Raw genomic sequence first — 26,576 nt, forward strand, 5'->3', positions numbered from 1 at the left:
TAAAACGTCCAATTTCCCCATCAAACGCTTAACCAATGTGCACGAAATCCTTAGTTAAACGTTGATCTATCTAGATGTTGATTGTATGAGTTTGCCATCGGGAAGTAGATGAATATTGCCGTAAAGTATGTAACAATTTGTGATACAAGTATATTGAAATAAACCAACTTAATAAAAATCCACTACCATAACGCCATGAATACAGAAACCACCCCCAATACCACTTCAGGTCATTCTGCTCACCAGGCTAAGATTTTGGTGGTGGATGACGACGTCCGCTTACGTGAGCTGCTGCGCCGTTATTTAAGCGAGCAAAATTTCAGCGTCGTTACCGCTGAAAATGCCACCGCAATGAATAAGCTGTGGCAGCGCGAACGCTACGATTTGTTGGTGCTTGATTTGATGTTGCCAGGCGAAGACGGCCTGTCCATTTGCCGCCGCCTGCGCGGGATCGGTGACACTACTCCGATCATTATGCTGACTGCGAAAGGCGAAGATATTGATCGCATTATTGGTTTGGAAATGGGCGCAGATGATTACATGCCAAAGCCGTTTAATCCACGTGAATTAGTCGCTCGCATTAACGCTGTATTGCGCCGCAAAGGCAGTGATGAAGCGCCGGGCGGCCCTTCTGAGACGCCGCAATCGTTTGATTTTGGCGGCTTTACGTTGGATTTGGGTACGCGCACCTTGAAAAAAGGCGATGAAAATATTCCGATCACCACCGGCGAATTCTCGGTACTCAAAGTCTTCGCACGCCACGCACGCCAACCTTTGTCGCGTGAAAAGTTAATGGAATTAGCCCGCGGTCGTGAGTATGAAGTATACGATCGCAGCCTTGACGTACAGATTTCGCGCCTGCGTAAATTGATTGAGCCAGACCCATCCAATCCGTTATACATTCAAACTGTTTGGGGCTTGGGTTATGTCTTCATCCCTGAAGGTCAACCGCGTTAATGCAAATAATTAGGGCGCAATTTAACTGGTTAAAAAGCGGCTTATTTTGGCGCACTTTTTTCTTTTTAACTGCGGCTATTTTTATCAGTTTAGTCACGTGGTTTTCCACTTTTCGTCTTAGCGAAGAAAAGCCACGTGCCCAACAGATTGCCTCACAACTCCTCTCTGTCATCACCATCACGCGGGCTGCGTTAATCCACTCCGTACCGGAATCGCGCCAAGAATTGCTGTTTGAATTGGCAAGTGACGATGGCGTGCGCATCTATTCGCTCGAAGATACCGATGTGGTGGAACCACCGCCCGAAGCCGATTTCATGGCGGATTTGCAAAAACTAGTGCGCGACAAATTAGGTCCCGGCACTATTTTTTCACGTCGTGTGAATGGCATCGATGGATTCTGGGTCAGCTTTCAAATTGATGAAGATGACTACTGGCTTAAGCTGGACCGCGAGCGGTTTAATTCGGTGTCCAATTTGCGCTGGATTAGCTGGTCAGCGCTGATTTTGTTGATGTCGATTTTGGCTGCGATGGTCATTACGCGCTTGATTAATCAACCGTTAGCGCGTTTAAGCCAAGCTGCACAGGCTATTTCAGACGGTCAATTTCACAAACCTTTACCCGAAACAGGGATAGGCGAAATTCGCGAAACCAATAAAAGTTTTAACCAGATGGCGCAGGAATTGGCGCGAATTGAAACCGATCGCACCTTGATTTTGGCGGGTATCTCGCACGATTTACGTACCCCCTTAGCGCGCTTGCAATTGGAAGTTGAGTTAGCCCATTTACCAGATGAAGCACGGCACGGAATGCAGACCGATATTACCCAGATGGATGCGATTATTGGCCAGTTTTTGGACTTCGCCAAACCGATGGATGCAACGCGTTTTTCCTCGGTGAATTTAACCGAGTTGCTGGAAGAATGCGTTCTATCGGCCCAACGTTTGCCTGACATTAAAATCCGCCATTTCATTGCCAAAGATTTGACGATAGGCGGGAACTCGATTGAGATCAGTCGCTTAATTAATAACTTAATCGAGAATGCGCGCCGTTACGGAAAAACGCCGGGCAAAGGTTATGCCGATATCACGTTGATTTGCAAAACCCAAGAGCGCAATAAGGTGAATCGGATTGTGTTGCAGTTTTCGGATAACGGGAACGGGATTCCCGAAGAGGACACTGAACGTCTGTTGCGCCCGTTTACGCGCGTGGATAGTGCGCGTGGGCAGGCTAACGGCGCTGGTTTAGGTTTAGCGATTGTTCAACGGATTGTGCAACAACATCGGGCTACGATGAAACTCATTAACCGCAATGGTTTGCTGATTGAAGTGGTTTTTTAAGCTTACTCTTCTTCAGCGATTGGCCCAGCCTTAAACAAGGCCGCGCGCAATGCGTGATCCAAATCAGGATCGTGCCGACGCATCCATTCCACTAACATGGCGATATTCTTTTTTTCCGTGGCGCGTGCGGCTTTTAGTATTGCTATCAGTGACGAATCAGTGCAAGCATCGACGCGCTGATTGCAGCGGTCTAATTCGGCTGCTTTTTCTGACAGCGAAATCAAAGCGCGATGCATATCCATCGTCGGAGCGGTAAGTTTTTGCACTTGTTCTACATAGTCATCTGAATTCATTCCATCTCCCAAAGTAAGCAGCTCATCAATTATTTGCGTACCGGCTTACGTCCAATCGGCGCCGCGCCTTGTCCGCTTTCTATCGTAAATTTGGCTTCGCTGTCATTGCCCAGCACTTTGACCAAGTACGGCATGACTTCTTTAAGCATGGCTTCCAACACCCAAGGCGGGTTGATGATAAACATGCCGCTACTGTGCAAACCAAAACCATCAGGCATAGGCTGACTGATTGACAGCGTGACGTTAAGCCACGTATCGACTGGCAACTGGGACAATTTTCTGGCGAGTTCGCGTGATTCTTGGCGCTGCAATACCGGGTACCAAACGGCGTAAGTACCGCTAGGAAAACGTTGCAAACTATCGGCCAACATATCGCGCACGTATTTGTAGTCGCGTTTATCTTCGTAGGGTGGATCAATTAACACCAAGGCGCGGCGCTGCTGGGGTGGGAGCAACGCTTTAATACCCTCAAAGCCATCACCGGCCATGAGCAAAACACGTTTGCCACGCGCTTTAATGCCTTGTTCGGCCAAATGCATTTCGCGCTTACGCACGTTTTCTTGCAAAATTTTGACGTCGCTTGGATGCAGTTCAAACAGGCGTAAGCGGTCTTCTAGGCGCATCACGCGCTCGGCGCAATAGGGCGAACCTGGGTAGTAGCGCAGTTTGCCGCTGGGATTGAGCTCTTTAATTAGATCGACATATTGCGCCAAGGCCGGCGGCAAGTCTTTACGTTCCCATAATTTAGCAATCCCGTTTTCATACTCGGCATTTTTGGCCGCATAGCCAGTATCGAGCGAATACAGACCCGCGCCAGCATGGGTGTCGATGTACATATACGGCGCGTCTTTTTGCCCCATGTAATCGAGTAATTGAATTTGAATGAAATGCTTTAACACATCAGCGTGATTGCCGGCGTGAAAGGCGTGGCGGTAACTTAACATAGGAATCTTTTCTAATAGTAGACACAGCGCGGATGCTGTGGATGCTCTTTAGTCGGTGCTTAAAGAGTAGCTAAGGAATGGTGTTGCTGCAAAGAATATCGCGCATTATAGCGGATTGGCCGGCGACTCTGAGCAAAACCGCCCCCAAAGGCGGTGACCTAGGCTGAAATCCGCTTACCCAAAATGATTAAATCGCGCTCAATGCCGTCTAAATTGGCAACTTTCGGCAGTTCCGCCCATTGCTGATAACCCATTTTTTTAAATAGGCCCAAGCTAGCGGCATTATGTCCAAAAATAAAGCCCAGCAAGGTATGCACCAAAACCTGCGGCGCATGGGCTTCCGCCAATTTTAAGCAGTAAGTTCCTAAGCCTTTGCCACGCGCATCTGGATGCAAATAAATCGAGAGTTCAGCAGTACCGGAATAGGCTGGACGGCCATAAAAATTGGAGAACGACATCCATCCGACGATTTGCTTGCCCTGCCCCTGATCCATTTCCAAAACCCATAATGGACGCTTGTCAGGTGTGTGCGCATCGAACCACTCTTGACGCGACGCGACGCTAACCTCTTCGGTGTCGGCCGTGACTTCGCGTGAGGCAATGGTTGAATTGTAGATGGCGACGATGGCGGGTAAATCGTGTTGTTCGGCGATGCGGTGTATGGTCATGCTGGTCTTAAATGAAGCGACGATTAAAGAGTATGGGTAATTCGAGTCGAACGCAGAGCAGAGCCAAGCAGTTCTTCTACCCGTTGCTTGATGCGTAGTCCACTTTCATCGTCCGGAAAATGCACGCCAATCCCCTGAGATTTGTTATTGCCAGCAGTCGATGGGGTAACCCACGCAACTTTGCCCGCAATCGGGTATTTGTTTGGGTCGTCTAGCAGCGTCAAAATCAGATAAATTTCATCACCCAAGTTGTAGCTTTTATTGGTAGGAACAAAAATGCCGCCATTTTTTAAAAACGGCATGTAGGCCGAATACAAAGCGGCTTTTTCTTTAATGACCAAGGAAAGGACCGACGGACGCGAGATGGCTGCGGGGGTCGGATCGTTCGGTAAATCTGCCATTGTGTTCTTTCTGGGGCTGGCCCTATTCAATGCACAACTAGGTTTGGTATTGGTTACGTACTTAATTAAATAATTTTTTACATTAATTAGCTTCGGCTTTTTTGCAGTTGTTGACCGTATTCCAGCAACATATCTTCAATCACTAACTTTGGTGCTAACGGATGCTCGGCAGACATACGCCGCTGGGTGTTCGCATCGAGTAAAGAGAGAAGCGATGGCACGGTTAAATTTGCTGCAATTAAACTAATTTCTTTTTGGTAACGCGGATAATAACGGATTTCTCCCGCCAATTTATAAGAAAAAATATCATATAACCACCGTTGCATCCAAGAAATTATCAACGGAATTGAGGTTTTATTTAATTTATCGGCAATTTTCAACGCATTGCTCAAATCTGGCCGCTGCAAATGCATCAAAAATTCCTGTTGCTGCTCCAAAAATTCCGATTGCGACGCTGCTAATGCCGCTAACGGCGCACCGCCCTGCTCGGCTAAAAACTGTTCTGGCTTACTAATCTCTTGCTGCGCCAACCAAGCTTTTGCTTGTTCTGGACTTGGCATTGTCAGGGCAAACTTATGGCAGCGCGAAATTAAGGTCGGCAACAAGGCCTCAATCGAATTGCTGACCAAGATAAAAACGGTGTTGGGACCCGGTTCTTCCAATGATTTTAGTAATGCATTGGCAGCAGCAACATTCATCGTCTCGGCTGGATACAATAAAATGACGCGCGCGCCTTGGCGATGGGTGGATAAGGTCATGAATTCCGCAATGCTACGCACTTGATTAATGACGATTTCTTTGGAAGGCGCTTTGCTGGCTTTGGCTTCTGATTTGCTGGCCTTGCCGCCGTCTTCGCCTTCCGCATCGGGCGCATCGGTTTCTAATATTTCGGGACGCAGGCGGCGATAGTCGGGATGGCTATATTGCGCAAACCAGCCGCAAGAGACGCAGCTAGCGCATGCTTGACCGTCAGCTTGGGGCGCTTCGCACAGCAAGGATTTCGCCAAGCTCTCGGCGAATTCGGTTTTGCCGATTCCTTCTGGGCCGTGCAACAAAATCGCATGCGGCCAGCGTCCTTTGAGCTGCTGCAGTTGCGCCCACGCGGTTTGCTGCCAAGGGTAAAGTGAGCTAGTCATGTTTAATCGTCTTTCAGAATTGGTCGCACGCGGCTTACTCGGCTACACGGCGGCGAAACACCCAGTGCTGTTGATCCGAGCTGTCGGCGTCAAAGGCATAACCATCCAGATTAAATTGCTTGAGCTTTTCTGGATTGGTGACGTTATGCAGTGCGCAGTAGCGCGCCATTAAACCACGGGCACGTTTGGCGTAGAAAGAAATAATTTTGTAGCGATCAGTTTTCCAGTCTTGAAAAACTGGTGTGATGACGTCGGCCTTGAGTTTGGCTAATTGCACCGATTTAAAATACTCTTCGGACGCCAGATTAACCACCACTTGGGCTGAGTGCCCTTCTAACTCTTGGTTGAGTTTTTTGGCAATCGTATCGCCCCAATACGCATATAAATTGGGGCCTTTGGCGTTGTCTAAACGTGTTCCCATTTCCAGCCGATAGGCCTGCAGCATATCAAAAGGTCGCAGCACGCCGTATAGACCAGATAAAATGCGGGTGTGTTTTTGGACATAGGCAAGCTGCTTTACCGACAGTGAATAAGCGTCTAGCCCCTCATAGACGTCGCCATTAAATGCAAAAATAGCGGCTTTGCCATGTTCCAAACTGGGTTTTGCCTTCCAATCTACATAACGGGCTTTATTGAGTTGCGCTAGCGGCTCCGAGATCGACATTAACTCCATCAACTCCAACGCGCTTTGCTTTTTTAGCAAAGTAATGAGCTGCGCGGATTGTTTCATGAAGTCGGGCAAGCTTAACGGGAATGAATCGGAATGCGGTGGCTGGGTGCTGTAATCCAAGGATTTGGCCGGCGATAAAGCAATTAGCATAAGTTCAAAATAAGTTTTAACAACAATGAATTCGACGAAAGTACGGAATGATACCTAAACCACCCGAAGACCGCTTAGTTTTAGTGCTGGACACCAATGTTTGTCTCGACTTGTTTGTGTTCCACGACCCGCGCTGGACGGCTTTGTTAACGGCAATTCAAGAAAAGCGTGTACGTGCGATTACTAAAGCCAGTTGTCGCGATGAATGGTTAGCCGTGTTGCATTACAAACAGCTCCCCATTAACGATAAAACGCGGCCAATGTTTGCTGCCGCGTTTGATCAATGGATTGAATGCGTAGCACCGGAAGCGCGCTCCCTCGTTGCGCTCCCGCTGTGTACCGATCCTGACGATCAGCAATTTATGGAATTGGCGCGCGATTCTGGGGCAACTTATTTGATTACAAAAGATAAAGCTTTACTAAAATGCGCCAAGCGGATTGCCAAACTTAAGCTATTTAACATTCTGACGCCGGAAGATTTTTTAAAAAAAGTACGCGTTTAGGTCAATTTTTTTATTTCTCAGGTGAATTTGTGGTTGTTTTTATCAAATCATCGCATATGCTGAAGTCAGCAAATCATCGCACTACAAATATTTCCTTAAATCAATATTCGGCGTGTTTTAGCAGCGCGTTTAATATGTGGTTCAAAGGTTAATGGAATTGGATTTGATTTTGTAATCAGCAGCGGCTTTCGCCCCACAATGGAGATAAAAGAACTATGAGCGACTCTGATGAAGATTTAGAAGCGCTGTTTGAGGAGATGGCTTCTCAACCAGCATCTCCAGCAGCGAGCAATACTGCAACCGCGGCGGCAGCAACTCCCGTAGCTTCCGCTGTCATCGATCCTATTACCGAAGAGGCGATTCCTTTGGATGTCGCCCCTGATGGTTCGCTCAAAATAAGCAAACCGATGTTTGAGCGGCTCGGTGGCGTGGTGCGGGTATTGCACGACTCGATGCGCGAATTGGGCTACGACCGCTCATTGACTGATCTGACATCACAAATCACTGACGCGCACGAGCGCCTCGACTACATTGCCACGTTGACCGAAAAAGCCGCTAACACCGTGCTTAACGCGACCGACGAAGCCATGCCCGAACAAGATAATTTGGCGAAACGGGCCAAAGACATCGACGATCGCTGGTCTAATTTATTTTCGGGCCAAATGAGCATCGAGGCGTTCAAAACCTTAGCCAACGATTCGCAAAACTTTGCCAAAGAAACGATAGCCTCAACCGAAGCTGAAAAAGCCCGCTTGCTAGCAATTATGATGTCGCAAGATTTCCAAGATTTGACTGGTCAGTTAATCAAGAAAGTACTGAAAATTACGGGCGATATCGAATGCGAACTCGCCCAAATTCTGCTTGATAATGCACCGGCTGAGATACGCGAAAAAGCGGTGGAATTGTTAGAGGGGCCGTCGGTCGCTGCTTCTGCACTTGTACAGGACGACGTAGATAATCTACTTGATAGTCTGGGCTTCTAATGGATGATGACATGCTCAAAGAATTCGTTGTCGAGGCATTAGACCTCGCAACGAATGTGGAAGAACACTTGCTCTCGCTCGAGCGCAATCCGGACGACATGCAAACGTTAAATGCAGTGTTCCGGTCGTTCCACACGATTAAAGGTGGTGCCGGTTTTATGAATTTGACGGCGATGGTGGAGGCTTGCCATTTGACGGAAAATTTATTTGATGCGCTGCGCACCGGTAAAGCACCCGTAACACTGATCGCGATCGAAGCGGCTCTAGAAGCTAGCGGCTTTGTAGCGGACCAATTGAAAGCGCTGCATAACGGCGTTGCGCCCGACCAATTGTCTTTGATGCCGCACGCGCTCGAAGTGATTCTGACCAACGCCATCGAAGGCAAAGGTGGAGTCGCCGTGGCGGCAGCTCCGGCACCAGTAGCCGCTCCGGTTGCGGCAGCCGCGCCCGTTAGCACCGCACCAGTCAACCAAGTTGCTGCCAGCGCAGATGGCCTTGATTGGGTTGCGCTGTATAACGCTGTTGTGCCAAGTGAGAAAGCGATTGCTAGCGCTCCTGCAGCAGGTAGTGCAACTGGCTCGGCGGCCGCGCCAAAACCAGTCGCCGCGGCAGTCAGCTCAGCTCCAATTGCCAAAGTGAGTTCGGCTGAAGTCAAGCAGAACGTGGCGCAGCCTAAGGAAGAAAGTATTCGGATTGACGCAGTGAAACTCGATGTCTTGCTCGAAGTCGCCGGCGAATCAGTCCAAGCTGCAAATCAGGCTGGCGTGTTGCTAGAGAAATTACTGCAATTTAAATTTGACGATAACGCCACCGTCTTGATGACCGCATTGACTGAAACACTGTCCCGCGCATCGCGTTACTCGACCGAATTGCAACGCGCATCGTTGGCAACCCGAATGCAGCCAGTTGGTCGCTTATTCCAGAAATTCCCGCGTTTAGTGCGCGAATTGGCCAAGGATTTAGAGAAAGACGTTGACCTCAACATCAGTGGTGCCGAAACCGAGGTTGACCGCGTGGTGGTGGATAGTTTGTACGATCCTTTGGTGCACATGCTGCGTAATTCGCTCGATCACGGGATTGAAACTCGCGAAGAACGCGCGTTAACTAAGAAGCCCGCTAAATCAGTCATTTCTCTCAAAGCATGGCAAGAAGCCAGCAGCGTCATGATTGAAGTTACCGACGACGGCAAAGGCATGGACGCCAATCGCTTGCGTAACATCGCGATTTCCAAAGGTTTGATCGGCGAAAACGATGCGCGCTCGCACGAAGAAGCGTATCAACTAGTGTTCTTGCCTGGCTTCTCGACCAAAGAAGTTGCCTCCAGCGTTTCTGGTCGGGGTGTTGGTATGGACGTGGTGAAAACCGCAGTCGAAAAACACCGTGGTGACATCAAAATCACTTCCAACCTGGGTACTGGAACGACTTTCTTAATCCGCTTGCCGATCGAGTTATCCATCGTTCCAACCATGTTGGTGCGAACCTCTAGCGCGTCCTTGGCACTGCCGATGGCAGTTGTTCAGCGCGTGGTTGAATTACCTGAGGTGTACGAAACCGTGGGCGGTTCGGCGGTATTGCGCGATCAAGGGATTCCGCTGCCAGTGCGATCGCTTGCCTCAATATTGGGTTATGAACCTTGCACCGAGCGCGTGGGAATTGTGATTGCCGCAGACAATCCTTATATCTTGGCATTGGAATCAGTCGATGGCACATCGGATCTGGTCATTAAGCCTTTAACTTGCATCAGCACACCCGGCATCACCGGAACGGCGCGCTCCGCTGAGGGTGAATTGGTGCTGGTCATTGGTCTGAGCTTCCTCTTGCAAGGCTGCGAGCAATTAGGAGCAGTTACCGCTTAAAACGTCGATTCAATTGCACTCAAAATCCGATTAATTTGGCTGTTTTCAGTTGAGTTACTCGGATTTTTTTATTCCTGTTTATAATTCGTGCTTTCAACATTTCAGCGCTGCACCATCAAAGCGCCCAGCATGTCATCCCTACTCTCTACATTGCGCTTGGCCGATGCGTTTGGTTCTCTAGGAACCGAGTTCTCCACGCCGCAGCAACCGACGCCGCTGCCGAATCCGAAGTTAATTGCATTTGACCAGTCCTGCATGAATTTGCTGGGTATTCCTGAGGAATTTGCGCAACAAGCAGAATTTGCCGAGCTTTTTAGCGGTAACCTGGTTTTGCCCGAATCAACTCCCCGTGCTGCGGTGTACTCAGGGCACCAATTTGGCGTTTGGGCAGGTCAATTGGGCGACGGTCGGGCAATTTTATTGGGCGAGTTAGCGGGCAATGAAATCCAATTAAAAGGCGCTGGCCCCACTCCCTATTCGCGTATGGGTGACGGGCGTGCGGTATTGCGTTCTTCAATTCGGGAATTTTTATGTTCCGCCGCGATGGTTGGCTTAGGCATCCCAACAACCCGCGCCTTGTGTATCACGGCGTCCGATTACATGGTTATGCGCGAGCAACCAGAAAGCACCGCAGTAGTGACCCGCGTCGCGCCCAGCTTTGTGCGCTTTGGTTCGTTTGAACATTGGTTTTACCGCGACGACCTGCCGGCATTAAGAACCTTGGCCGATCACGTCATCGGCAAGTATTTTCCCGAACTACTGAATTCCGACTCTCCCTATGCCGCTTTGTTGCGCGAAGTTACTAAACGCACTGCCGAGTTAGTCGCCCATTGGCAAACCGTCGGCTTCATGCACGGCGTTTTAAACACCGACAATATGTCTATCTTGGGTTTAACGCTGGATTACGGCCCTTTCGGTTTTATGGAAGCCTTTAACCCGCAGCACATTTGTAACCACAGCGATCATCAGGGCCGCTATTCGTATGCGATGCAGCCGCAAATTGGCGAATGGAATTGCTATGCACTAGGACAGGCGCTCTTGCCCTTGATAGGCACGGTCGAGGATACGACTGCCGCTTTAAGCCAATACAAAGAGGTTTTTGAATTGAAATTGGCCGAGTTATGGCAGGCAAAATTGGGGCTAGCTACTCGGCAAGATGGCGATACAGAGTTGGTCGCCGCGTTACTCAAGGTTATGCAGCGCAATCAACTGGATTTCACCTATTTCTTCCGACAATTAAGTCATCTCGGCACAGCGCAATCCGACCGTGACAATGTGCTGCGTGATCTGTGCGTGGATAGAGAGTCGCTCGATCAGTGGCTACTACAATACCGTCAACGATTAGCGTCAGAAGGCAGTCAGGACGCAGCGCGCCAAACGCGCATGAAACAAGTTAATCCCAAATTCGTTTTACGTAATTACCTAGCGCAGCAAGCCATTGAAGCGGCGCAGAAAAACGATTTTTCTGAGATCCAAACGCTGCAAACATTGCTCGCCAAGCCCTTTGACGAGCATGAGCAACACGAATCTTATGCCGCGTTACCGCCGGATTGGGGGCGCGCACTTTCGGTAAGCTGTTCTTCGTAAACCGCATTCTTTGTTAACTAGTTGACTGGAACCACCATGAAAAAAATCATCAAGTCCGAAGCAGAATGGCGCGAGCAACTCAGCCCCATGGAATACCAAGTTAGCCGTGAAGCTGCCACCGAGCGCGCCTTTACCGGTAAATATTGGGATCACCACGAGGTCGGCACCTATACCTGCGTGTGTTGTAATACGCCCTTGTTCACATCAGACGCCAAATTTGATTCGGGCTGCGGCTGGCCTAGCTATTTCAAAGCGTTAAATCCCTTGCATGTGCGCGAAATCATCGACCGCTCGCACGGCATGACACGCACCGAAATAGTGTGTAACATCTGCGACGCGCATTTGGGCCATGTCTTCCCTGACGGGCCACCGCCAACTGGTTTGCGGTATTGCATCAACTCCGCCTCATTGCGATTTGATCCAACGCCATAATTTTTGATTTGCTTTTTTACGTAGTCCGTATCCATGAAACTTTTATTCGACCTGTTCCCGGTAATCCTGTTTTTCGCGATGTTTCGCTGGGGCGAAGGTCATGCGGCCAGCGCGAAATCGATCTTGCAAGACTACTTTAACGGCTTGATTTCGGGTGGCGCGCCAACCTTACAACAAGCCCCGATTCTTCTAGCTACCATTGTGACGATCGCCGCAACGGTCGCGCAAATCGGGTACTTGCTGTTGCGCCGCAAGAAAGTGGACGGAATGCTGTGGATTTCGTTTGTCGTAGTCACCGTTTTTGGTGGCTTGACCATTTACTTCCATAACGAAACCTTTATCAAGTGGAAACCAACCATGCTGTATTGGTGTTATTCCATGGCGCTATTGGTGAGCCAAGTTGTCTTCAAAAAGAATCTGACTCGCAGCTTTATCTCGGTGTTGGAAGAAGAATTTGCGATTCCCGAGTCCGTCTGGAGCAAGCTCAACGTCATTTGGATATTTTTCTTCGCCGCGATGGGAGCACTAAATCTGGTGATTGCTTATAATTTCTCGACAGAAACTTGGGTGAATTTTAAATTGTTCGGTAGCATGGGCATGATGTTCTTATTCATGTTGGCCCAAATCATTTATTTATCTAAATACAATAAAAATCCCGCTAATTCCTAAAATCTGGCCATGTCATGTCAAATCTCGATCGAATTACCCGAATTAAGCAGCGCTTGGCTGTTTTAAACCCTATTTTGTGCACTGTTGAAGACGAATCGGCACTGCATGCCGGTCATGCGGGCGCGGCGTCGGGCGCTGGGCATTTTCGGATAACTATTTCATCTGAAAAATTTAATGGCTTAAAGCCTATCCAACGCCACCGACTGGTGTATGATGCCGTTGGCGATTTGATGCAAACAGATATTCATGCTTTAGCAATAAACGCTCTGGCAGCTTCTGAGTGACCTTAAACAGCTATAATTTTTAATTACGCTTTATTTTTTGCTCTATTTTTAAAACATATTTTAGGAATACATAATGACTTTTAAACCTGCACATTTATTGCTCGTATTACTAGCCTTAGCAACTGCTCCTGTCATGGCACAAAATGTGGCTGTAGTAAATGGCAAGGCAATCCCAACATCACGCGTTGATGAATTGGTGAAGCAAATTACTTCGCAACCAAACGCCCCTCAAGATTCCCCTGACCTGCGTCTGAAAATCAAAGAAGAATTAATCACTCGTGAAGTCTTGATTCAAGAATCTGAAAAATTAGGTTTAGCTAAAAACGCCGATGTTAAAGCGCAATTGGAAATCGCTCGTCAATCCATCTTGATTCGCGCCTTGGTTGCTGATTTCGTGAAGAAAAACCCAATCACTGACGCTGAAGTTTCTGCTGAATACGAAAAAGTTAAAGCACAAGCTGGCGACAAGGAATACCACGTACGTCACATCTTGTTAGGCTCCGAAGATGAAGCGAAAGCAGTTATCGCTAAATTGAAAGCTGGCGCAAGTTTTGAAGAATTAGCAAAACAATCCAAAGACACTGGCTCTGCTAACAACGGTGGTGATTTAGATTGGGCAACTCCAGTAGCATTCGTTAAGCCATTTTCCGATGCGATGGTTGCATTGCAAAAAGGCCAAATGACTGAAACTCCAGTGCAAACTCAATATGGTTTCCACATCATCAAACTCGATGACGTTCGCGCTGCTAAGATTCCTGCTTTAGAAGATGTTAAGAAGCAAATCGTTGACGCAATGGAGCAAAAGAAATTGCAAGCCTTCCAAGAAGAATTGCGTAAAAAAGCAGTGGTTAAGTAATTTGACGTAAACGCTGTTTAATCAGTACTTAAAAAAAGCATCTAATTTTTAGATGCTTTTTTTTATTTTAATTCTCGCAAAACGCGGGTGAAGAGTTAGAACTAAGTGGCTTAATGCATTGTGCTTTACCCTTTAATTCCCGTACCCAACGATATACTCGTCCCAAGAATTTACATTCTTTTTAAAAATTGGCGCTAAAAAGCCTCAATTTTTTTGAAAGTCTGCCGTAACAAGTAGGAAGCGCGGTATTTCGACTTGCGATAGCAAACCTGAAAGTAACATGTTTGCAATATCGCTCGAATGTTATTTGGGGAGTTCACCATGTCAATTTCAAGTCTTGGATCGTACCAGCAGGTGGGATACGCACAACAAGTTCAAAGCTCGCAAGGCAGCGGGCAAAGTCAGGTTTCTGGGCCGGCGCAAGGCAGGCGTAGAGGTGGCGATGGCGATGGAGGCGGCGCGATTTTTAGCGCGATCAGTAACGCTCTGCAGCAACTGGGTATCAACACCAACACCAGCGTTAATCCCACGACCAACGTACCTCCTAACACGGCCACCACGCCGACAAATAGTAATTCAAATGCGACCAAGGGCACGTCGGCTAGTACGTCAGCCGAAACCCCGCAACAAGCCCTGTCGTCATTCGTGCAAACATTGTTTGCCGCTATCCAAACTCAGGTAAGCCAACAGCGTTCGGCGGCCAGCTCAGGCTCGAACACATTGCCAACGGTGCCAACTGCTTCTCCGATCACGATCAACATCACCATTAATGAAGGTGGTTCATCAAATTCAACATCAGGGGCTAACAGCGCAACCCAATCGGGTTTTGGCTCATCGGCTGTGTCTGGTTACCGCCATCATAGCGACGGTGGCGCGAGCAAATTGGAGAGTGGCATCCAAAGCTTAATCATTCAACTGAGTTCTAGTAGTTCTAGCTCCAACAATGGCGGCACAGGGGCAACAGGTTCAACAAGCTCAACTACTTCATGGTCTAGCAGCAGTGGCACGTCAAGTAGCTCCAACTCTGCTTTATCCGCCCTGCAAAGCAGCTTCAATACCTTGCTCTCGACCGACGGAATATCGAGCAACAACGCCACTCTTACCGGTTTCTTGCAATCCTTAGCCAATAACTTGCAGAGTTCCAGCACATCGGGAAATGCGGTGCATACAAAAGTGTAAGGCAGCAAAATTTCAATAAAAAAGCGCATGAAAAATGCGCTTTTTTTATTACCTATTTATGCTGATTTTTTGCGTTAGATCGAATCAAGGTTCGTGTACTAAATAGCCTTCTTTGCTCGTATCCTTCATGCGATACGAAACAATAAATGCAATCGCGCATAATGCCGTGACATACCAATAAAAGGCCGATTCATTGCCAATCGATTTCAGCCATAACGCCACATATTCTGCCGAACCACCAAAGACCGCGTTGCCCACCGCATACGACAAGCCCACGCCCAAGGCACGTACTTCTGACGGGAACATTTCGGCCTTAATCAAACCGCCAATCGAGGTGTAAAAACTCACAATTGCTAGCGCGGTGATAATTAAACCAAAGGCTACATAGGGATTCTCAACATCTTTTAATGCATGCATGATCGGCACGGTACACAGGGTTGCTAAGGCCCCAAACCACAGCATGTTAGAACGCCGACCAATCTTATCCGACAAGGCACCAAAGACTGGTTGCAACACCATATACACGAACAAAGCGCAGGTCATCACGAAGCTGGCTGTTTTAGGGTCCATATGTGCGGTGTTGACCAAATACTTTTGCATATAAGTCGTGAAGGTATAAAAAATCAGCGAGCCACCGGCAGTAAACCCAACCACCGTCAAGAACGCGCCTTTGTGTTTCATTAATCCCGCAATGGTTCCGGCATCTTTGTTTTTTCGGCTGGCGTCGGAAGCTGTTTCTTCTAACGATTTACGCAGGTACAAAGCGACCAAAGCAGACAGGGCACCCAACACGAATGGGATACGCCAGCCCCACTCCATTAATTGTTCTTTGCTTAGCAACTGCTGCAGAATCACTAGGACAAGCACCGCTAACAATTGACCACCGATTAGCGTCACATACTGAAACGAGGCGAAGAATCCGCGCCGACCTTTTAAGGCTACTTCGCTCATATAGGTTGCGCTAGTACCGTATTCGCCGCCGACCGACAAGCCTTGAATCAAACGTGCCAACAGCAATAACAACGGCGCCGCAGCGCCAATAACGGCGTAGGTCGGTAAGCAGGCAATCATCAATGAGCCGCCGCACATCATTAACACGGAAATCATCATCGACTTGCGACGCCCATATTTGTCAGCGATGAAGCCAAACAGCCATCCGCCGATTGGACGCATTAAAAATCCCGCCGCGAAAACGCCAGCTGTATTTAGTAGTTGGGTGGTTGGATTACCGCTAGGGAAAAATGACGGGGCAAAATAAATAGCGCAAAACGAATAAATGTAGAAGTCAAACCACTCCACCAAATTACCGGACGATGCGCCGACGATGGCGAAGATACGGCGTTTGTTGTCTTGTCGGATGGTTTGTTGCTGGGGCAAGCTGCAATTGTCTGAATGTGGCATGTCTCGATACCCTTTTTGTAGTGACTAAAACAGCGAAAATTATAGTCTATTTATTATTGTTTCCAGCACTCAAATACGTTTAATAATGCGGTGGCTTTTCATGCGCCAAACTAGTTTGGTTGGCATTGGCGGAGGTTTCTTTCAAGCGCTTGGCCAGGGCCGAACACAGCATTTCTAGCTCATCAATTTTCTTTCGCTGTTGATAAACTTGATGATTTAGCGTCTCCAGTAAATCTTCCATACTGGTTAATTTCAGTTCGATATTTTCTAAGCGATTCTCTTGCATACCTACTCATTTCAGATAAATAAAAACCGCTTAATTGAACAGATGTTATTAAGCGGTTTTACGATTAAGGCTCAAGCTGGGCCGAGCCAATTCAGACTAATTTAAACCATTTTTGCTAAGGCTTGCTCAATGTCAGAGATTAAGTCAGCGACATCTTCTAAACCGATATTAAAGCGCACTAACTGGCCTTGTTCAGCCCAGTTGGAACGCATGGTTTTCATGCGATACGGCAGACACAAACTATGCGCCCCGCCCCAGCTATAGCCGATTTTGAACAAGCTCAGGCTATCGATAAAACGGTCGGTTTGCGCTTCGGTAAATTTCGGATCAAAAATTACAGAAAACAAACCGCCCGCTCCAGTAAAGTCGCGCGCCCAATTTTCGTGGCCTGGGCAATCGCTCAATGCAGGATGCAATACCTTGACAATCTCAGGTCGAGCAGACAACCAAGTAGCAATTGTTCTGGCGTGGTTATCGTGGGCTGCGAAGCGAATCGGCATACTGGGCAAACTGCGCAAAATCAGCGAGACATCGTCCATGCTAACGCCCAAGCCTAACAAGCGGCGCACCGTTTCTAAGCGCTCATGCAATTTGATATCGCGCGTCACTAAGGAACCCATTAACACGTCAGAGCCGCCGCACTGGTATTTGGTCAGGGCTTGCATGGTAATGTCAACGCCGTGTGAGAACGGTTTGAAGGCGATTCCGGCCGACCACGTGTTGTCCAGCGCAACTATCGCGCCCCGAGCATGAGCCGCCGCGCAAATGGCGGGAATATCCGGTACTTCCATGCTGACTGAGCCGGGCGCTTCAGCCCAAATCAGGCGCGTATTATCTTGAATTAATTCGCTGATACCAGCGCCTATCATTGGATCGTAGAAGCGCGCTGACACGCCGTAATCGCGCACCAACCATTGGGCAAGTTCGCGATTCGGTGAATAAACGTTGTCGGGTAACAAAACGTCGTCGCCGCTTTTTAAAAACGCCAAGCTGACAAGGGAAATTGCCGATAAACCGCTAGGTGCAAGCAGACAATATTCACCTTCCTCGATTGCCGCCAAGCGCGCTTCTAACGTGCGCGAAGTTGGTGTGCCATGCAACCCATAGGTATAAATCGACTTATCGAGCCAATTGCTGCTGCGCATCGCGGCCACATTCTCAAACAAGACTGTCGAAGCGCGGTGAACCGCCATAGGGAAAGCAGAGAAGCCTTCGGGCGCAACATATTCCGGATGGATGATTTTGGTCGATGGATGTGGTTTCATTGTTAGTTTTGGTTCAACAGCAAACGTACAGTTAGTGACTCAAATTGCCTCATCTAATGAATTCGATTAGATCGGCTCGGCCCATAAATCATGCGAATCAGAAGTCGTAATCACGACATCGACAAACTCGCCCACGACTAATTTTTTATGCGGCTCAAAATGCGGTTTGACATACACAACGCCATCAATCTCAGGCGCGTCGGCCGAGGATCGCCCTACTCCGCCTTGGCGATTAACTTCATCTAACAACACGCGCACGGTTTTGCCGACTTTGGCTTGCAAACGCTTTTTAGAAATCTGTTCTTGCAGCTCCATCACACGGCCACGACGTTCTTCACGCAGTTCTTCTGGCACCGGATTGTCGAGCAAATTGGCGGTTGCGCCCTCGACTGGTGAATAGGCAAAGCAGCCCAAGCGGTCGATTTCCGCTTCTTTTAGGAAGTCCAATAAATACTCAAATTCCGCCTCAGTTTCGCCTGGGAATCCAGCGATTAAGGTGGAACGAATCGTCAAATCGGGGCACATTTTGCGCCACGCTTGAATGCGATCTAAATTCTTCTCGCCGCTGGCAGGACGCTTCATGCGCTTTAATACATCGGGATGCGCGTGCTGCAATGGGACATCCAAATAAGGCAGGATGATGCCGTTTTGCATGTGCGGAATAATTTGATCGACATGGGGATACGGATAAACGTAATGCAAACGTACCCAAGCGCCGTAGCTCTTAGCCAACTCGCCCAAGGCTTCAACGAGTTGCGTCATGTGCGTTTTAACTGGTTTGCCGTTCCAAAAGCCCATGCGGAATTTCACGTCAACGCCGTAAGCACTGGTGTCTTGAGAAATGACCAGCAATTCTTTGACGCCAGATTTAAACAGGTTTTCTGCTTCCAACATTAAATCTGCAATCGGACGCGAGACTAAATCCCCGCGCATAGATGGAATAATGCAGAAGCTGCAGCGGTGATTGCAGCCTTCAGAAATTTTTAAGTAAGCGTAATGTTTGGGCGTTAATTTCACGCCTTGCGCCGGAACCAAATCCATGAACGGATCGTGCGGCTTGGGCAGATGTTTATGCACCGCGGTCATGACTTCGGTCAGCGCATGCGGGCCAGTGACTTCCAGCACCTTCGGATGGATGGTTTTGATCATATCTTGACCTTGGGCGTCTTTTTTAGCACCCAGGCAACCGGTAACGATCACTTTGCCATTTTCATGCAAAGCTTCGCCAATGGCATCAAGCGACTCTTGCACCGCCGCGTCAATAAAACCGCATGTGTTGACGATTACCAGATCCGCGCCTTCGTAGGATTTGGCGGTTTCATAGCCCTCGGCGCGCAGTTGCGTAAGGATATTTTCAGAATCAACTAGCGCCTTGGGGCAGCCTAGGGAAACGAAGCCGACTTTTGGTGAGGTGGAATGTTCTTGCATGGCAATCTTATGACAAAACGAAGCCGCCATTGTACTCCAATGCAGCCCTTACTTTTGGCCCAAAACGGCAATTAAGCGGGTGATTTCAGCCGATAAATTGCTAGGCCAAGATAGTTAATTGCACTTTATTTAATGATTTTCGAGTAGACCCGTAAATCCGATAATTGCTGGCTGGCGGTATCGCGCAAAAAGTTACGCAACGTGCCCTCTAATTCAAAGCCCGCACGCTCGGCGACTTTCCAACTAGCCGTGTTATCGTCGTCTGCTCTAATCTCAACCCGCCTTGCTTCCAATTGGCTAAACGCAAAGTCGGTTATGGCATTGACCGCTTCCACTACATAGCCGTTGCCTTGCGCGCTCGAACGACACCAGTAGCCGATTTCAAACTTGGGGATAGTCCAATCGATGCGGTGCAGGCCAATCCCGCCTACCAAGTGTTCGTTCGCCTTAGTAATCATTAAAAACGTTAAATCTTCCCGTTTAATGAAGCGGCTGCGGGCCTTGCGGCAATAGCTCTCAGAGTGCGCTTTGGATGGTTCTTCTTTAATCCACGGCAAATCACCTAAGTAGCGCCGCAAATCGGTGATTGATTCTTGCACCGCCGCGAAATGCTGCGCTCCGTCGCCAGCGCGTGTGGCCCGAATCAATAGGCGTTCGGTTTCTAATTGTTCAGCGATATCGAGTAAAACCGGATCAAATTGCATGCTAATAACGAATTGGCTGGGCTGGGGAAATAGTGGCAGATTGTTAAATCAGGAACGCTGATAAAGAAATACCGCAAGCAAGCGCGATAAGTCACTTACGCAATGATAATATTCCAATTTGGAAACAATAACCATCTAATGACCATGAAAAAACGCGATCCCCGCACCGTAACTCAGAAAGTCGAAGTTGGCGGTCGTGAGTTTATCGCTCACGGAGTCAGTCCACAGTTTTGGCAGGATTTGTATCACTACGCGATGACGTCCAGTTGGCCCACGTTTTTTGCGGCCTTTGCGGCGCTTTTTGCCTTGCTCAATTTTATCTTTGCCGCTTTGTACTGCTTGGGTGACAACTCGATTGCCAATCTTTTTCCCACTGGTTTTTGGGGCGCATTCTTTTTCAGCGTCGAGACCTTAGCCACGGTCGGTTACGGCGATATGCATCCGCAAACTTTGTACGGACACATCATCTCGACGACGGAAATTTTTGTTGGGATGTCGGGCATTGCCATGGTCACGGGCGTCATGTTTGCGCGTTTTTCGCGTCCTAAGGCAAAGATTTTATTCACCAAGCATCCGGTGACTTACCAGCATAACGGCGAGCATGTGTTATCGATTCGGATTGCCAATGCCCGCATGAATATCATTGCCGAAGCGTCCGCCAAGCTGCGTTTGCTGCAAGTCGAAACCACCAAACAAAATACCAAATTTGCGCGCCTAATCGATCTGCCGCTCAAGCGCGACCAACACCCGATGTTTAATTTGGGCTGGAATTTATTCCACGTGATTGATGAAAACAGCCCGTTTTATAAAAAGTCCGCCAAAGATTTTGAGCATGTGCAGGCGCGCTTGATTTTGAGCATCGAAGGCGTCGATGAAACGACCAGCCAATCCATGCGAGCGCGCCATATTTATCTGTGGGATACCTTCCGATTTAATCATCGCTACATCGACATCAGCAGCTTTGATGAAAACAATATGAACCACATGGATTACAACCTGTTTGACGATATTGAAGAAGAGCTGAATCAAGAGATTAACGATCAAGAGTTCAACCTCAACGACGCAAGCAAGCGCGACATCAAGCAATGACGCTAGCGCCACCATCAACGCCAGCTCGCATCACAGTCGCATCTGCGCGTAATCTTCATCTAGCAGCGCAAGGCTTGCTCAAGTCGCCACCTAAGAAACCCGGCAAGGAGCACGTTTTGCAGTGCATACGCCAAATGTCAGCGCTGCAAATTGACACAATTAGCGTGGTGGCGCGCAGCCCGTATTTGGTTCTCTGGAGCCGCTTGGGCGACTACGAACTAAGTTGGTTGGATGAATTGCTTGAAGAAGGCAAATTGTTTGAATACTGGGCGCATGAAGCCTGCTTCCTGCCGATTGAAGATTATTATTTATACCGCCATCGCATGATCTCACCGCAAGGCTTGGGCTGGAAATTCAATCGACGCTGGTTAGCCGAACATAAAAAGGAAGTCGCGCAAGTCAAAAAACATATCGAGAAACACGGCCCGTGTCGCTCGATCGATTTTGGTAAGCGCGATCCCAACACGCCAACTGGCTGGTGGGGCTGGAAACCGGAGAAACGTTCGCTCGAAGTGCTCTTTAGCATGGGCGAATTAATGATCGCTAAACGCCAAGGTTTTCAGCGGGTGTACGATTTGCGCGAACGTGTACATCCGACCTGGGACGATAAAAAGCATTTACCTTCGCCTCTCGAGTGTGAAAGGCAGTTGGTGTTAAATGCCGTCAAAGCGCTGGGTTGCGCAAAGGCGAGTTGGATTGCGGATTATTTCCGAATGGCCAAATTCGATCCGCGCAATCAACCGGAGCAACTGGTGAAACAAGGATTGCTGCTTAAAGCGGAAGTGATCGGTTGGGACGCGCCGGTATATATTCATCCTGAGCACGCCTCGCTGTTGAGCGCGGCAGTCAATGGTGAATTAAAACCAACCCTAACACGACTCTTGTCGCCCTTTGATCCCGTTGTTTGGGACAGAAAGCGCGCCCTAGAATTATTTGATTTCGACTACCGACTTGAATGCTATACGCCCGCCGAAAAACGTCGGCATGGCTATTTTTGTTTGCCTATCCTGCGCAATGGACGTTTAATTGGGCGCATGGATGCCAAAGCGCATCGCCAACAAGGACGATTTGAAATTAAAGCGCTGCATTGGGAAGAAAATATAAAAGTATCGGCTGCCGTTATTGCCGATGTGCGCAAGAGTATGTTGGCGTTTGCGGAGTGGCACGGCACGCCGGAATTGGATTTTAGCGCGACTGAAGATGCAGCCATGTTCGGCGTATAAAAAAGGCGCTGAATAGTGCCAATCAGCGCCCTGCGATGGTGCCTTGATTTTTAATCTGAAGCTTAGCGCACCTTATTTTTGGTTCTTAACCACATTCATTGCAGTCGCAATCAAGCCACCAATGTCGCCCATATTGGCCGGAATAATGATGGAATTATTAGTCTTAGCCAAATTTCCAAAAGCGGCGACGTATTGCTCAGCGACTTTCAAATTCACCGCGTCTGATCCACCCGGAGATTGAATCGCAGCAGCCGTTTTACGAATCGCCTCAGCGCTGGCTTCTGCAATCGACAAAATTGCCGCCGCTTGTCCCTCTGCGCGGTTAATTGACGCTTGTTTTTCACCTTCGGATTTCGCAATCGACGCTTCACGTTCACCAGTGGCAATATTGATTTGTTCTTGCTTACGACCTTCGGAAGCTGCGATCAAAGCGCGTTTTTCACGTTCAGCCGTAATCTGCGCTTGCATTGCGTGCAGAATTTCTTTCGGTGGCGTTAAATCTTTAATCTCATAACGCAATACTTTAACGCCCCAATTTGCAGCCGATTCGTCAATCGCGTTCACGATGCTGGTGTTGATGTGGTCGCGCTCTTCAAAGGTTTTATCTAATTCCATCTTACCGATCACCGAACGCAACGTGGTCTGCGCTAGTTGCGTGATAGCGGCCACATAATTGGACGAGCCGTACGATGCGCGCATGGCGTCCGTGACTTGGAAATACAAAATTCCATCAACAGAGAGCTGGGTATTGTCACGCGTAATACACACTTGCGGCGGCACATCGAGCGGAATTTCTTTGAGAATATGTTTATACGCAATACGATCAAAAAACGGGATAACAATATTTAAACCAGGGCCCAACGTTGCATGATATTTACCGAGCCGTTCAACCACCCAAGCATGCTGCTGCGGCACGACGTTAATCGTTTTAACGACAAACACAATGGCGATCACAAACAAAATAAAAGCCACACCACCAAAATTAAATTCCATAACCATTCCTATCAAAAATAAAGAATCGAGTTTAGGTGCAGAGCATTCACATAGTTCCCGAATCGCTCTGCGCTGTATTCACCACTAACTTACCACCGGTTCGACAATCAATTGGCTGCCTTGAATCTCCACGATTATAAACATGCCCGAATGCGGTTGTTGTGGCGACTTAAATTGTATGTCCCACATCGCGCCGCGATGCATAGAACGCGCTGAATAAACGCCATCGGAAACATTGTTCCATCTGACTATTTGCAAAGTTTGTCCAATGTCTAAATTCACATTTGGGTCACGAGTCGCATCGACTTTGCTGCGCAATCCAAAACGACTGCGGCGCAAAATTACCGTGGCAACTACGCCGATAACGCCAGCGATAATGAATTGCAGCTCGCTACTTAAACCCAACAACGCCGCCAAGCCGCCCGAGGCCAAACCAATTCCTATCATCAGCAAATAAAACGTGCCAGAAAACAGCTCCAACACCACCACAATGCCCGCTACACCAAACCAACTCATCCATTCACTCATCATTTTCCTTTCATACAAAAAAAGCCCCAATTGGCACGGCCAGTTGGGGCTTTGTTGTTTAGTCCGTGGACGCAGACAGAGTCTACGCCAACGAAAGACAAACACAAGTGATTTTTATAACATTCGTTAGCGGTCCTGCACTTATTTCGCTAACCACTGCCATGTATCAATTACTGTGTCTGGATTTAACGAAATCGAAGCAATGCCTTCTTTCATCAACCATTGCGCGAAATCTGGATGATCCGATGGACCTTGACCGCAGATGCCGACATATTTACCTTGCTTGCGGCAGGCGGCAATGGCTTGCGACAATAAAGCTAATACAGCAGGATCACGCTCATCAAAATCAGCAGCCAATAACGGCATACCGGAATCACGATCTAAACCCAAAGTTAATTGCGTTAAATCGTTGGAGCCAATCGAGAATCCGTCGAAATGCGCTAGGAACTGTTCCGCCAAAATCGCGTTTGATGGGACTTCGCACATCATGATTAAACGCAGACCATTTTCACCGCGCACTAAACCGTTTTTGCCTAACAAGTTCACGACTTTTTCAGCTTGGCCTAAGGTACGGACAAATGGCACCATGATTTCAACGTTGGTTAAACCCATGTCGTTGCGCACGCGCTTCATCGCGGTACATTCCATCTCAAACGATTCAGCAAAATCCGCTGCCAAATAGCGTGCCGCGCCGCGGAAGCCCAACATCGGATTTTCTTCATCCGGCTCGTAACGTGAACCGCCGATGAGTTTTTTGTACTCATTGGATTTAAAGTCGGACAAACGCACAATCACTGGTTTTGGCCAGAATGCCGCGGCAATGGTAGCAATACCTTCAGCTAATTTATCAACGTAAAACGCTTTCGGTGATGCGTGACCGCGCGCAACGGATTCCACCGCTTTTTTCAACGCTGGATCGATGTTGGGATATTCCAAAATCGCTTTGGGATGAACACCAATATTGTTGTTGATGATGAACTCTAAACGCGCCAAACCGACACCTGCATTTGGCGTGCTTTGGAAGTCAAACGCCATTTGTGGATTGCCCACGTTCATCATGATCTTGACCGGAATTTCTGGCAAAGCGGTGTTAGCTACTTCGGTGATTTCGGTTTCTAACAAACCGTCGTAAATCTTACCTTCGTCGCCTTCAGCGCAAGACACAGTAACCAGCGTATCGTTTTTGAGCACATCGGTCGCATCGCCGCAACCAACTACCGCAGGCACGCCCAATTCACGCGCAATAATCGCTGCGTGGCAAGTACGACCACCGCGATTAGTAACAATAGCGGATGCGCGCTTCATGACCGGTTCCCAGTTAGGATCAGTCATGTCAGCGACCAAAATATCGCCCGGTTGTACTAGTTCCATTTCAGACGGATCGTGAATTACACGCACCCGACCTGCGCCGATTTTCTGTCCAATCGCACGACCAGAAGCCAACACTGTGCCGCTGCCTTTGAGCTTGTAGCGCTGTTGCGAGTCGGTCGTTTTTTGCTGCGATTTCACGGTTTCTGGACGTGCTTGCAAAATGTACAGACGACCATCGCGGCCATCTTTACCCCACTCGATATCCATTGGGCGGCCATAATGATTTTCAATAATGACCGCGTATTTAGCTAATTCAACGACTTCGGTATCCGTTAATGAGTAGCGATTACGCTGCTCAATCGCCACATCCACGGTACGCACCGAACGACCCGCTTTGGCTTCGTCGGTGAATTCCATCTTAATTAATTTGGAGCCGATGTTGCGGCGGATAACTGGGGATTTGCCGGAAGCTAACATTGGTTTATGGACATAAAATTCGTCCGGATTCACCGCGCCCTGCACCACTGTTTCGCCCAACCCGTAACTCGATGTGATGAACACCACGTCTTTAAAGCCGGATTCGGTATCGATAGTAAACATCACGCCAGCAGCACCCAAATCGGAACGCACCATACGTTGCACGCCGGCTGACAAAGCCACTTCAGCGTGGGTAAAGCCTTTGTGTACGCGATAGGAAATGGCGCGGTCGTTGTATAGCGAAGCGAATACGTGCTTCATTGCTTCGAGAATATTGTCGATGCCAACGACGTTTAAGAACGTTTCTTGCTGACCTGCGAAGGAAGCGTCGGGCAAATCTTCTGCCGTTGCAGAAGAACGGACAGCAAACGACATTTCACCGACCGATTCAGCGACCAATTTTTGGTAGAACTGATTGATTTCAGCCAATAAACGCGGTTGGAACGGCGTGTCGATAATCCATTGACGAATTTCTGCGCCCGCCTTAGCCAAGGAGCGCACATCGTTAATGTCTAAATCGGCCAAGCGATTGGCGATACGATCTGCCAAGGACGAGCCATCCGCTTGTGGGAAAGCCAAGAAATCGCGGAATGCTTGCGCCGTGGTGGCAAATCCACCCGGAACGCGCACGCCCGCACCAGCCAATTGGCTGATCATTTCGCCCAAGGATGCGTTTTTACCGCCGACGATTTCAACGTCTTGCATCCTTAAGTGTTCAAATGAAGCAACATATGTCGTTTCGTCTATACCGCCGTTCACGTTAGTACTGTTAGTCATAACAACCTCTTTGATGATAAGAAACCGTCAAGCTGTTGTGCAATGTTTATTCTTTTTCTTGTGTTCGCACCAACATTAATCTATATCTCCAGCCGCGCTGCACTCGGGCCACCAAGGGCGCGTCACGCTAAATTCTGTATTTCACCTTCGCTACTGCGCTTCATTTTGTGGCAAATCGTTTTAACAATT

The 26,576-nt window shown here is 48.5% G+C and carries 27 protein-coding genes; 13 read left to right on the forward strand and 14 right to left on the reverse strand.

Going from position 1 to position 26,576, the window contains the following annotated elements:
- Nucleotides 1-195 precede the first annotated feature (195 nt).
- Nucleotides 196-957 (forward strand): osmolarity response regulator transcription factor OmpR, encoded by a 762-nt coding sequence (gene ompR, locus E2I14_RS03660; RefSeq protein WP_133325489.1) that lies wholly within the window; start codon nucleotides 196-198, stop codon nucleotides 955-957.
- Nucleotides 957-2,294, forward strand: coding sequence for an ATP-binding protein (locus tag E2I14_RS03665; protein WP_133325491.1), 1,338 nt, complete (start codon nucleotides 957-959; stop codon nucleotides 2,292-2,294). Before ompR ends, E2I14_RS03665 begins: the two co-directional genes overlap by 1 nt.
- Before the next feature lie 2 nt (nucleotides 2,295-2,296).
- Here the strand turns inward: E2I14_RS03665 and E2I14_RS03670 are convergent, their stop codons facing one another.
- The 6 genes from E2I14_RS03670 to yaaA all read right to left on the reverse strand — a co-directional run bounded on the left by E2I14_RS03670 (nucleotide 2,297) and on the right by yaaA (nucleotide 6,556).
- On the reverse strand, nucleotides 2,297-2,587 hold the full coding sequence (locus E2I14_RS03670) for a ferritin family protein (protein WP_133325492.1): 291 nt from the start codon (nucleotides 2,585-2,587) through the stop codon (nucleotides 2,297-2,299).
- Between the two features lie 29 nt (nucleotides 2,588-2,616).
- Nucleotides 2,617-3,531 carry a 23S rRNA (adenine(2030)-N(6))-methyltransferase RlmJ gene (locus E2I14_RS03675; protein WP_133325495.1) on the reverse strand — a complete coding sequence of 305 codons (915 nt, stop codon included), beginning with the start codon at nucleotides 3,529-3,531 and terminating at the stop codon, nucleotides 2,617-2,619.
- A gap of 158 nt (nucleotides 3,532-3,689) precedes the next feature.
- Nucleotides 3,690-4,199 (reverse strand): GNAT family N-acetyltransferase, encoded by a 510-nt coding sequence (locus E2I14_RS03680; protein ID WP_133325497.1) that lies wholly within the window; start codon nucleotides 4,197-4,199, stop codon nucleotides 3,690-3,692.
- 23 nt (nucleotides 4,200-4,222) lie between these two features.
- Nucleotides 4,223-4,600 (reverse strand): PilZ domain-containing protein, encoded by a 378-nt coding sequence (locus E2I14_RS03685; RefSeq protein ID WP_133325499.1) that lies wholly within the window; start codon nucleotides 4,598-4,600, stop codon nucleotides 4,223-4,225.
- A gap of 86 nt (nucleotides 4,601-4,686) precedes the next feature.
- Entirely contained in the window at nucleotides 4,687-5,736 is a 1,050-nt protein-coding gene (gene holB, locus E2I14_RS03690) for a DNA polymerase III subunit delta' (RefSeq protein WP_133325501.1), read from the reverse strand.
- Between the two features lie 34 nt (nucleotides 5,737-5,770).
- On the reverse strand, nucleotides 5,771-6,556 hold the full coding sequence (gene yaaA, locus E2I14_RS03695) for a peroxide stress protein YaaA (RefSeq protein ID WP_133325503.1): 786 nt from the start codon (nucleotides 6,554-6,556) through the stop codon (nucleotides 5,771-5,773).
- A gap of 47 nt (nucleotides 6,557-6,603) precedes the next feature.
- Here yaaA and E2I14_RS03700 point away from each other — a divergent pair, with 47 nt between their 5' ends.
- The 9 genes from E2I14_RS03700 to E2I14_RS03740 all read left to right on the forward strand — a co-directional run bounded on the left by E2I14_RS03700 (nucleotide 6,604) and on the right by E2I14_RS03740 (nucleotide 14,905).
- Complete coding sequence (locus tag E2I14_RS03700; RefSeq protein ID WP_133325505.1) at nucleotides 6,604-7,059, forward strand: putative toxin-antitoxin system toxin component, PIN family; 456 nt, start codon at nucleotides 6,604-6,606, stop codon at nucleotides 7,057-7,059.
- Between the two features lie 215 nt (nucleotides 7,060-7,274).
- The gene (locus tag E2I14_RS03705; protein WP_133325507.1) at nucleotides 7,275-8,042 is read left to right on the forward strand and encodes a protein phosphatase CheZ; all 768 of its coding nucleotides are present in this window, start codon (nucleotides 7,275-7,277) and stop codon (nucleotides 8,040-8,042) included.
- Nucleotides 8,042-9,898 (forward strand): chemotaxis protein CheA, encoded by a 1,857-nt coding sequence (locus tag E2I14_RS03710; protein WP_133325509.1) that lies wholly within the window; start codon nucleotides 8,042-8,044, stop codon nucleotides 9,896-9,898. The genes E2I14_RS03705 and E2I14_RS03710 overlap by 1 nt, the downstream gene beginning before the upstream one ends.
- 129 nt (nucleotides 9,899-10,027) lie before the next feature.
- Nucleotides 10,028-11,485, forward strand: a complete 1,458-nt coding sequence (locus E2I14_RS03715) for a protein adenylyltransferase SelO (RefSeq protein ID WP_133325511.1) — start codon at nucleotides 10,028-10,030, stop codon at nucleotides 11,483-11,485.
- Between the two features lie 36 nt (nucleotides 11,486-11,521).
- Nucleotides 11,522-11,917: a peptide-methionine (R)-S-oxide reductase MsrB gene (gene msrB, locus E2I14_RS03720; protein ID WP_133325513.1), complete on the forward strand. Its 396-nt coding sequence runs from the start codon at nucleotides 11,522-11,524 to the stop codon at nucleotides 11,915-11,917.
- Between the two features lie 33 nt (nucleotides 11,918-11,950).
- Nucleotides 11,951-12,586, forward strand: coding sequence for a septation protein A (locus E2I14_RS03725; RefSeq protein WP_133325515.1), 636 nt, complete (start codon nucleotides 11,951-11,953; stop codon nucleotides 12,584-12,586).
- 14 nt (nucleotides 12,587-12,600) lie between these two features.
- Nucleotides 12,601-12,870, forward strand: coding sequence for a BolA family protein (locus E2I14_RS03730; protein ID WP_133325517.1), 270 nt, complete (start codon nucleotides 12,601-12,603; stop codon nucleotides 12,868-12,870).
- 73 nt (nucleotides 12,871-12,943) lie between these two features.
- The gene (locus E2I14_RS03735; RefSeq protein ID WP_133325519.1) at nucleotides 12,944-13,726 is read left to right on the forward strand and encodes a peptidylprolyl isomerase; all 783 of its coding nucleotides are present in this window, start codon (nucleotides 12,944-12,946) and stop codon (nucleotides 13,724-13,726) included.
- A gap of 321 nt (nucleotides 13,727-14,047) precedes the next feature.
- Nucleotides 14,048-14,905, forward strand: a complete 858-nt coding sequence (locus E2I14_RS03740; RefSeq protein WP_133325521.1) for a hypothetical protein — start codon at nucleotides 14,048-14,050, stop codon at nucleotides 14,903-14,905.
- An 84-nt stretch (nucleotides 14,906-14,989) separates the two neighbouring features.
- Here E2I14_RS03740 and E2I14_RS03745 read toward each other — a convergent pair whose 3' ends face one another.
- The 5 genes from E2I14_RS03745 to E2I14_RS03765 form a co-directional block, all read right to left on the reverse strand.
- On the reverse strand, nucleotides 14,990-16,306 hold the full coding sequence (locus E2I14_RS03745) for an MFS family transporter (protein ID WP_133325523.1): 1,317 nt from the start codon (nucleotides 16,304-16,306) through the stop codon (nucleotides 14,990-14,992).
- 79 nt (nucleotides 16,307-16,385) lie between these two features.
- On the reverse strand, nucleotides 16,386-16,592 hold the full coding sequence (locus tag E2I14_RS03750) for a SlyX family protein (protein ID WP_133325525.1): 207 nt from the start codon (nucleotides 16,590-16,592) through the stop codon (nucleotides 16,386-16,388).
- Nucleotides 16,593-16,693: 101 nt separating this feature from the next.
- The gene (locus E2I14_RS03755; protein ID WP_133325527.1) at nucleotides 16,694-17,857 is read right to left on the reverse strand and encodes a cystathionine beta-lyase; all 1,164 of its coding nucleotides are present in this window, start codon (nucleotides 17,855-17,857) and stop codon (nucleotides 16,694-16,696) included.
- A gap of 66 nt (nucleotides 17,858-17,923) precedes the next feature.
- Nucleotides 17,924-19,285, reverse strand: coding sequence for a 30S ribosomal protein S12 methylthiotransferase RimO (gene rimO, locus E2I14_RS03760; protein ID WP_133325759.1), 1,362 nt, complete (start codon nucleotides 19,283-19,285; stop codon nucleotides 17,924-17,926).
- A gap of 125 nt (nucleotides 19,286-19,410) precedes the next feature.
- Nucleotides 19,411-19,989: a GNAT family N-acetyltransferase gene (locus tag E2I14_RS03765; RefSeq protein WP_133325529.1), complete on the reverse strand. Its 579-nt coding sequence runs from the start codon at nucleotides 19,987-19,989 to the stop codon at nucleotides 19,411-19,413.
- Between the two features lie 138 nt (nucleotides 19,990-20,127).
- Between E2I14_RS03765 and E2I14_RS03770 the strand changes: the two genes are divergently transcribed.
- Both E2I14_RS03770 and E2I14_RS03775 read left to right on the forward strand, forming a co-directional pair.
- Nucleotides 20,128-21,078, forward strand: coding sequence for an ion channel (locus E2I14_RS03770; protein WP_133325531.1), 951 nt, complete (start codon nucleotides 20,128-20,130; stop codon nucleotides 21,076-21,078).
- Entirely contained in the window at nucleotides 21,075-22,301 is a 1,227-nt protein-coding gene (locus tag E2I14_RS03775; protein WP_133325533.1) for a winged helix-turn-helix domain-containing protein, read from the forward strand. The genes E2I14_RS03770 and E2I14_RS03775 overlap by 4 nt, the downstream gene beginning before the upstream one ends.
- 72 nt (nucleotides 22,302-22,373) lie before the next feature.
- On the opposite strand, the gene E2I14_RS03780 is transcribed toward E2I14_RS03775, so the two are convergent.
- From E2I14_RS03780 to ppsA, 3 genes are all read right to left on the reverse strand, one after another.
- Entirely contained in the window at nucleotides 22,374-23,294 is a 921-nt protein-coding gene (locus tag E2I14_RS03780) for an SPFH domain-containing protein (RefSeq protein ID WP_133325535.1), read from the reverse strand.
- Between the two features lie 84 nt (nucleotides 23,295-23,378).
- Nucleotides 23,379-23,825 carry an NfeD family protein gene (locus tag E2I14_RS03785; RefSeq protein WP_319945917.1) on the reverse strand — a complete coding sequence of 149 codons (447 nt, stop codon included), beginning with the start codon at nucleotides 23,823-23,825 and terminating at the stop codon, nucleotides 23,379-23,381.
- 138 nt (nucleotides 23,826-23,963) lie between these two features.
- Nucleotides 23,964-26,387 carry a phosphoenolpyruvate synthase gene (ppsA, locus tag E2I14_RS03790; protein WP_133325537.1) on the reverse strand — a complete coding sequence of 808 codons (2,424 nt, stop codon included), beginning with the start codon at nucleotides 26,385-26,387 and terminating at the stop codon, nucleotides 23,964-23,966.
- Nucleotides 26,388-26,576 lie beyond the last annotated feature (189 nt).

Origin of the sequence: Sapientia aquatica (assembly GCF_004358105.1) — a bacterium.
Classification (GTDB): domain Bacteria; phylum Pseudomonadota; class Gammaproteobacteria; order Burkholderiales; family Burkholderiaceae_D; genus Solimicrobium; species Solimicrobium aquaticum.

Bases quoted from the DNA above. Each gene is read 5' to 3' on its own strand.
- ompR (WP_133325489.1), top strand. From the start codon at position 196: ATGAATACAGAAACCACCCCCAATACCACTTCAGGTCATTCTGCTCAC.
- E2I14_RS03665 (WP_133325491.1), top strand. From the start codon at position 957: ATGCAAATAATTAGGGCGCAATTTAACTGGTTAAAAAGCGGCTTATTT.
- E2I14_RS03670 (WP_133325492.1), bottom strand. From the start codon at position 2,587: ATGAATTCAGATGACTATGTAGAACAAGTGCAAAAACTTACCGCTCCG.
- E2I14_RS03675 (WP_133325495.1), bottom strand. From the start codon at position 3,531: ATGTTAAGTTACCGCCACGCCTTTCACGCCGGCAATCACGCTGATGTG.
- E2I14_RS03680 (WP_133325497.1), bottom strand. From the start codon at position 4,199: ATGACCATACACCGCATCGCCGAACAACACGATTTACCCGCCATCGTC.
- E2I14_RS03685 (WP_133325499.1), bottom strand. From the start codon at position 4,600: ATGGCAGATTTACCGAACGATCCGACCCCCGCAGCCATCTCGCGTCCG.
- holB (WP_133325501.1), bottom strand. From the start codon at position 5,736: ATGACTAGCTCACTTTACCCTTGGCAGCAAACCGCGTGGGCGCAACTG.
- yaaA (WP_133325503.1), bottom strand. From the start codon at position 6,556: ATGCTAATTGCTTTATCGCCGGCCAAATCCTTGGATTACAGCACCCAG.
- E2I14_RS03700 (WP_133325505.1), top strand. From the start codon at position 6,604: ATGATACCTAAACCACCCGAAGACCGCTTAGTTTTAGTGCTGGACACC.
- E2I14_RS03705 (WP_133325507.1), top strand. From the start codon at position 7,275: ATGAGCGACTCTGATGAAGATTTAGAAGCGCTGTTTGAGGAGATGGCT.
- E2I14_RS03710 (WP_133325509.1), top strand. From the start codon at position 8,042: ATGGATGATGACATGCTCAAAGAATTCGTTGTCGAGGCATTAGACCTC.
- E2I14_RS03715 (WP_133325511.1), top strand. From the start codon at position 10,028: ATGTCATCCCTACTCTCTACATTGCGCTTGGCCGATGCGTTTGGTTCT.
- msrB (WP_133325513.1), top strand. From the start codon at position 11,522: ATGAAAAAAATCATCAAGTCCGAAGCAGAATGGCGCGAGCAACTCAGC.
- E2I14_RS03725 (WP_133325515.1), top strand. From the start codon at position 11,951: ATGAAACTTTTATTCGACCTGTTCCCGGTAATCCTGTTTTTCGCGATG.
- E2I14_RS03730 (WP_133325517.1), top strand. From the start codon at position 12,601: ATGTCAAATCTCGATCGAATTACCCGAATTAAGCAGCGCTTGGCTGTT.
- E2I14_RS03735 (WP_133325519.1), top strand. From the start codon at position 12,944: ATGACTTTTAAACCTGCACATTTATTGCTCGTATTACTAGCCTTAGCA.
- E2I14_RS03740 (WP_133325521.1), top strand. From the start codon at position 14,048: ATGTCAATTTCAAGTCTTGGATCGTACCAGCAGGTGGGATACGCACAA.
- E2I14_RS03745 (WP_133325523.1), bottom strand. From the start codon at position 16,306: ATGCCACATTCAGACAATTGCAGCTTGCCCCAGCAACAAACCATCCGA.
- E2I14_RS03750 (WP_133325525.1), bottom strand. From the start codon at position 16,592: ATGCAAGAGAATCGCTTAGAAAATATCGAACTGAAATTAACCAGTATG.
- E2I14_RS03755 (WP_133325527.1), bottom strand. From the start codon at position 17,857: ATGAAACCACATCCATCGACCAAAATCATCCATCCGGAATATGTTGCG.
- rimO (WP_133325759.1), bottom strand. From the start codon at position 19,285: ATGCAAGAACATTCCACCTCACCAAAAGTCGGCTTCGTTTCCCTAGGC.
- E2I14_RS03765 (WP_133325529.1), bottom strand. From the start codon at position 19,989: ATGCAATTTGATCCGGTTTTACTCGATATCGCTGAACAATTAGAAACC.
- E2I14_RS03770 (WP_133325531.1), top strand. From the start codon at position 20,128: ATGACCATGAAAAAACGCGATCCCCGCACCGTAACTCAGAAAGTCGAA.
- E2I14_RS03775 (WP_133325533.1), top strand. From the start codon at position 21,075: ATGACGCTAGCGCCACCATCAACGCCAGCTCGCATCACAGTCGCATCT.
- E2I14_RS03780 (WP_133325535.1), bottom strand. From the start codon at position 23,294: ATGGAATTTAATTTTGGTGGTGTGGCTTTTATTTTGTTTGTGATCGCC.
- E2I14_RS03785 (WP_319945917.1), bottom strand. From the start codon at position 23,825: ATGATGAGTGAATGGATGAGTTGGTTTGGTGTAGCGGGCATTGTGGTG.
- ppsA (WP_133325537.1), bottom strand. From the start codon at position 26,387: ATGACTAACAGTACTAACGTGAACGGCGGTATAGACGAAACGACATAT.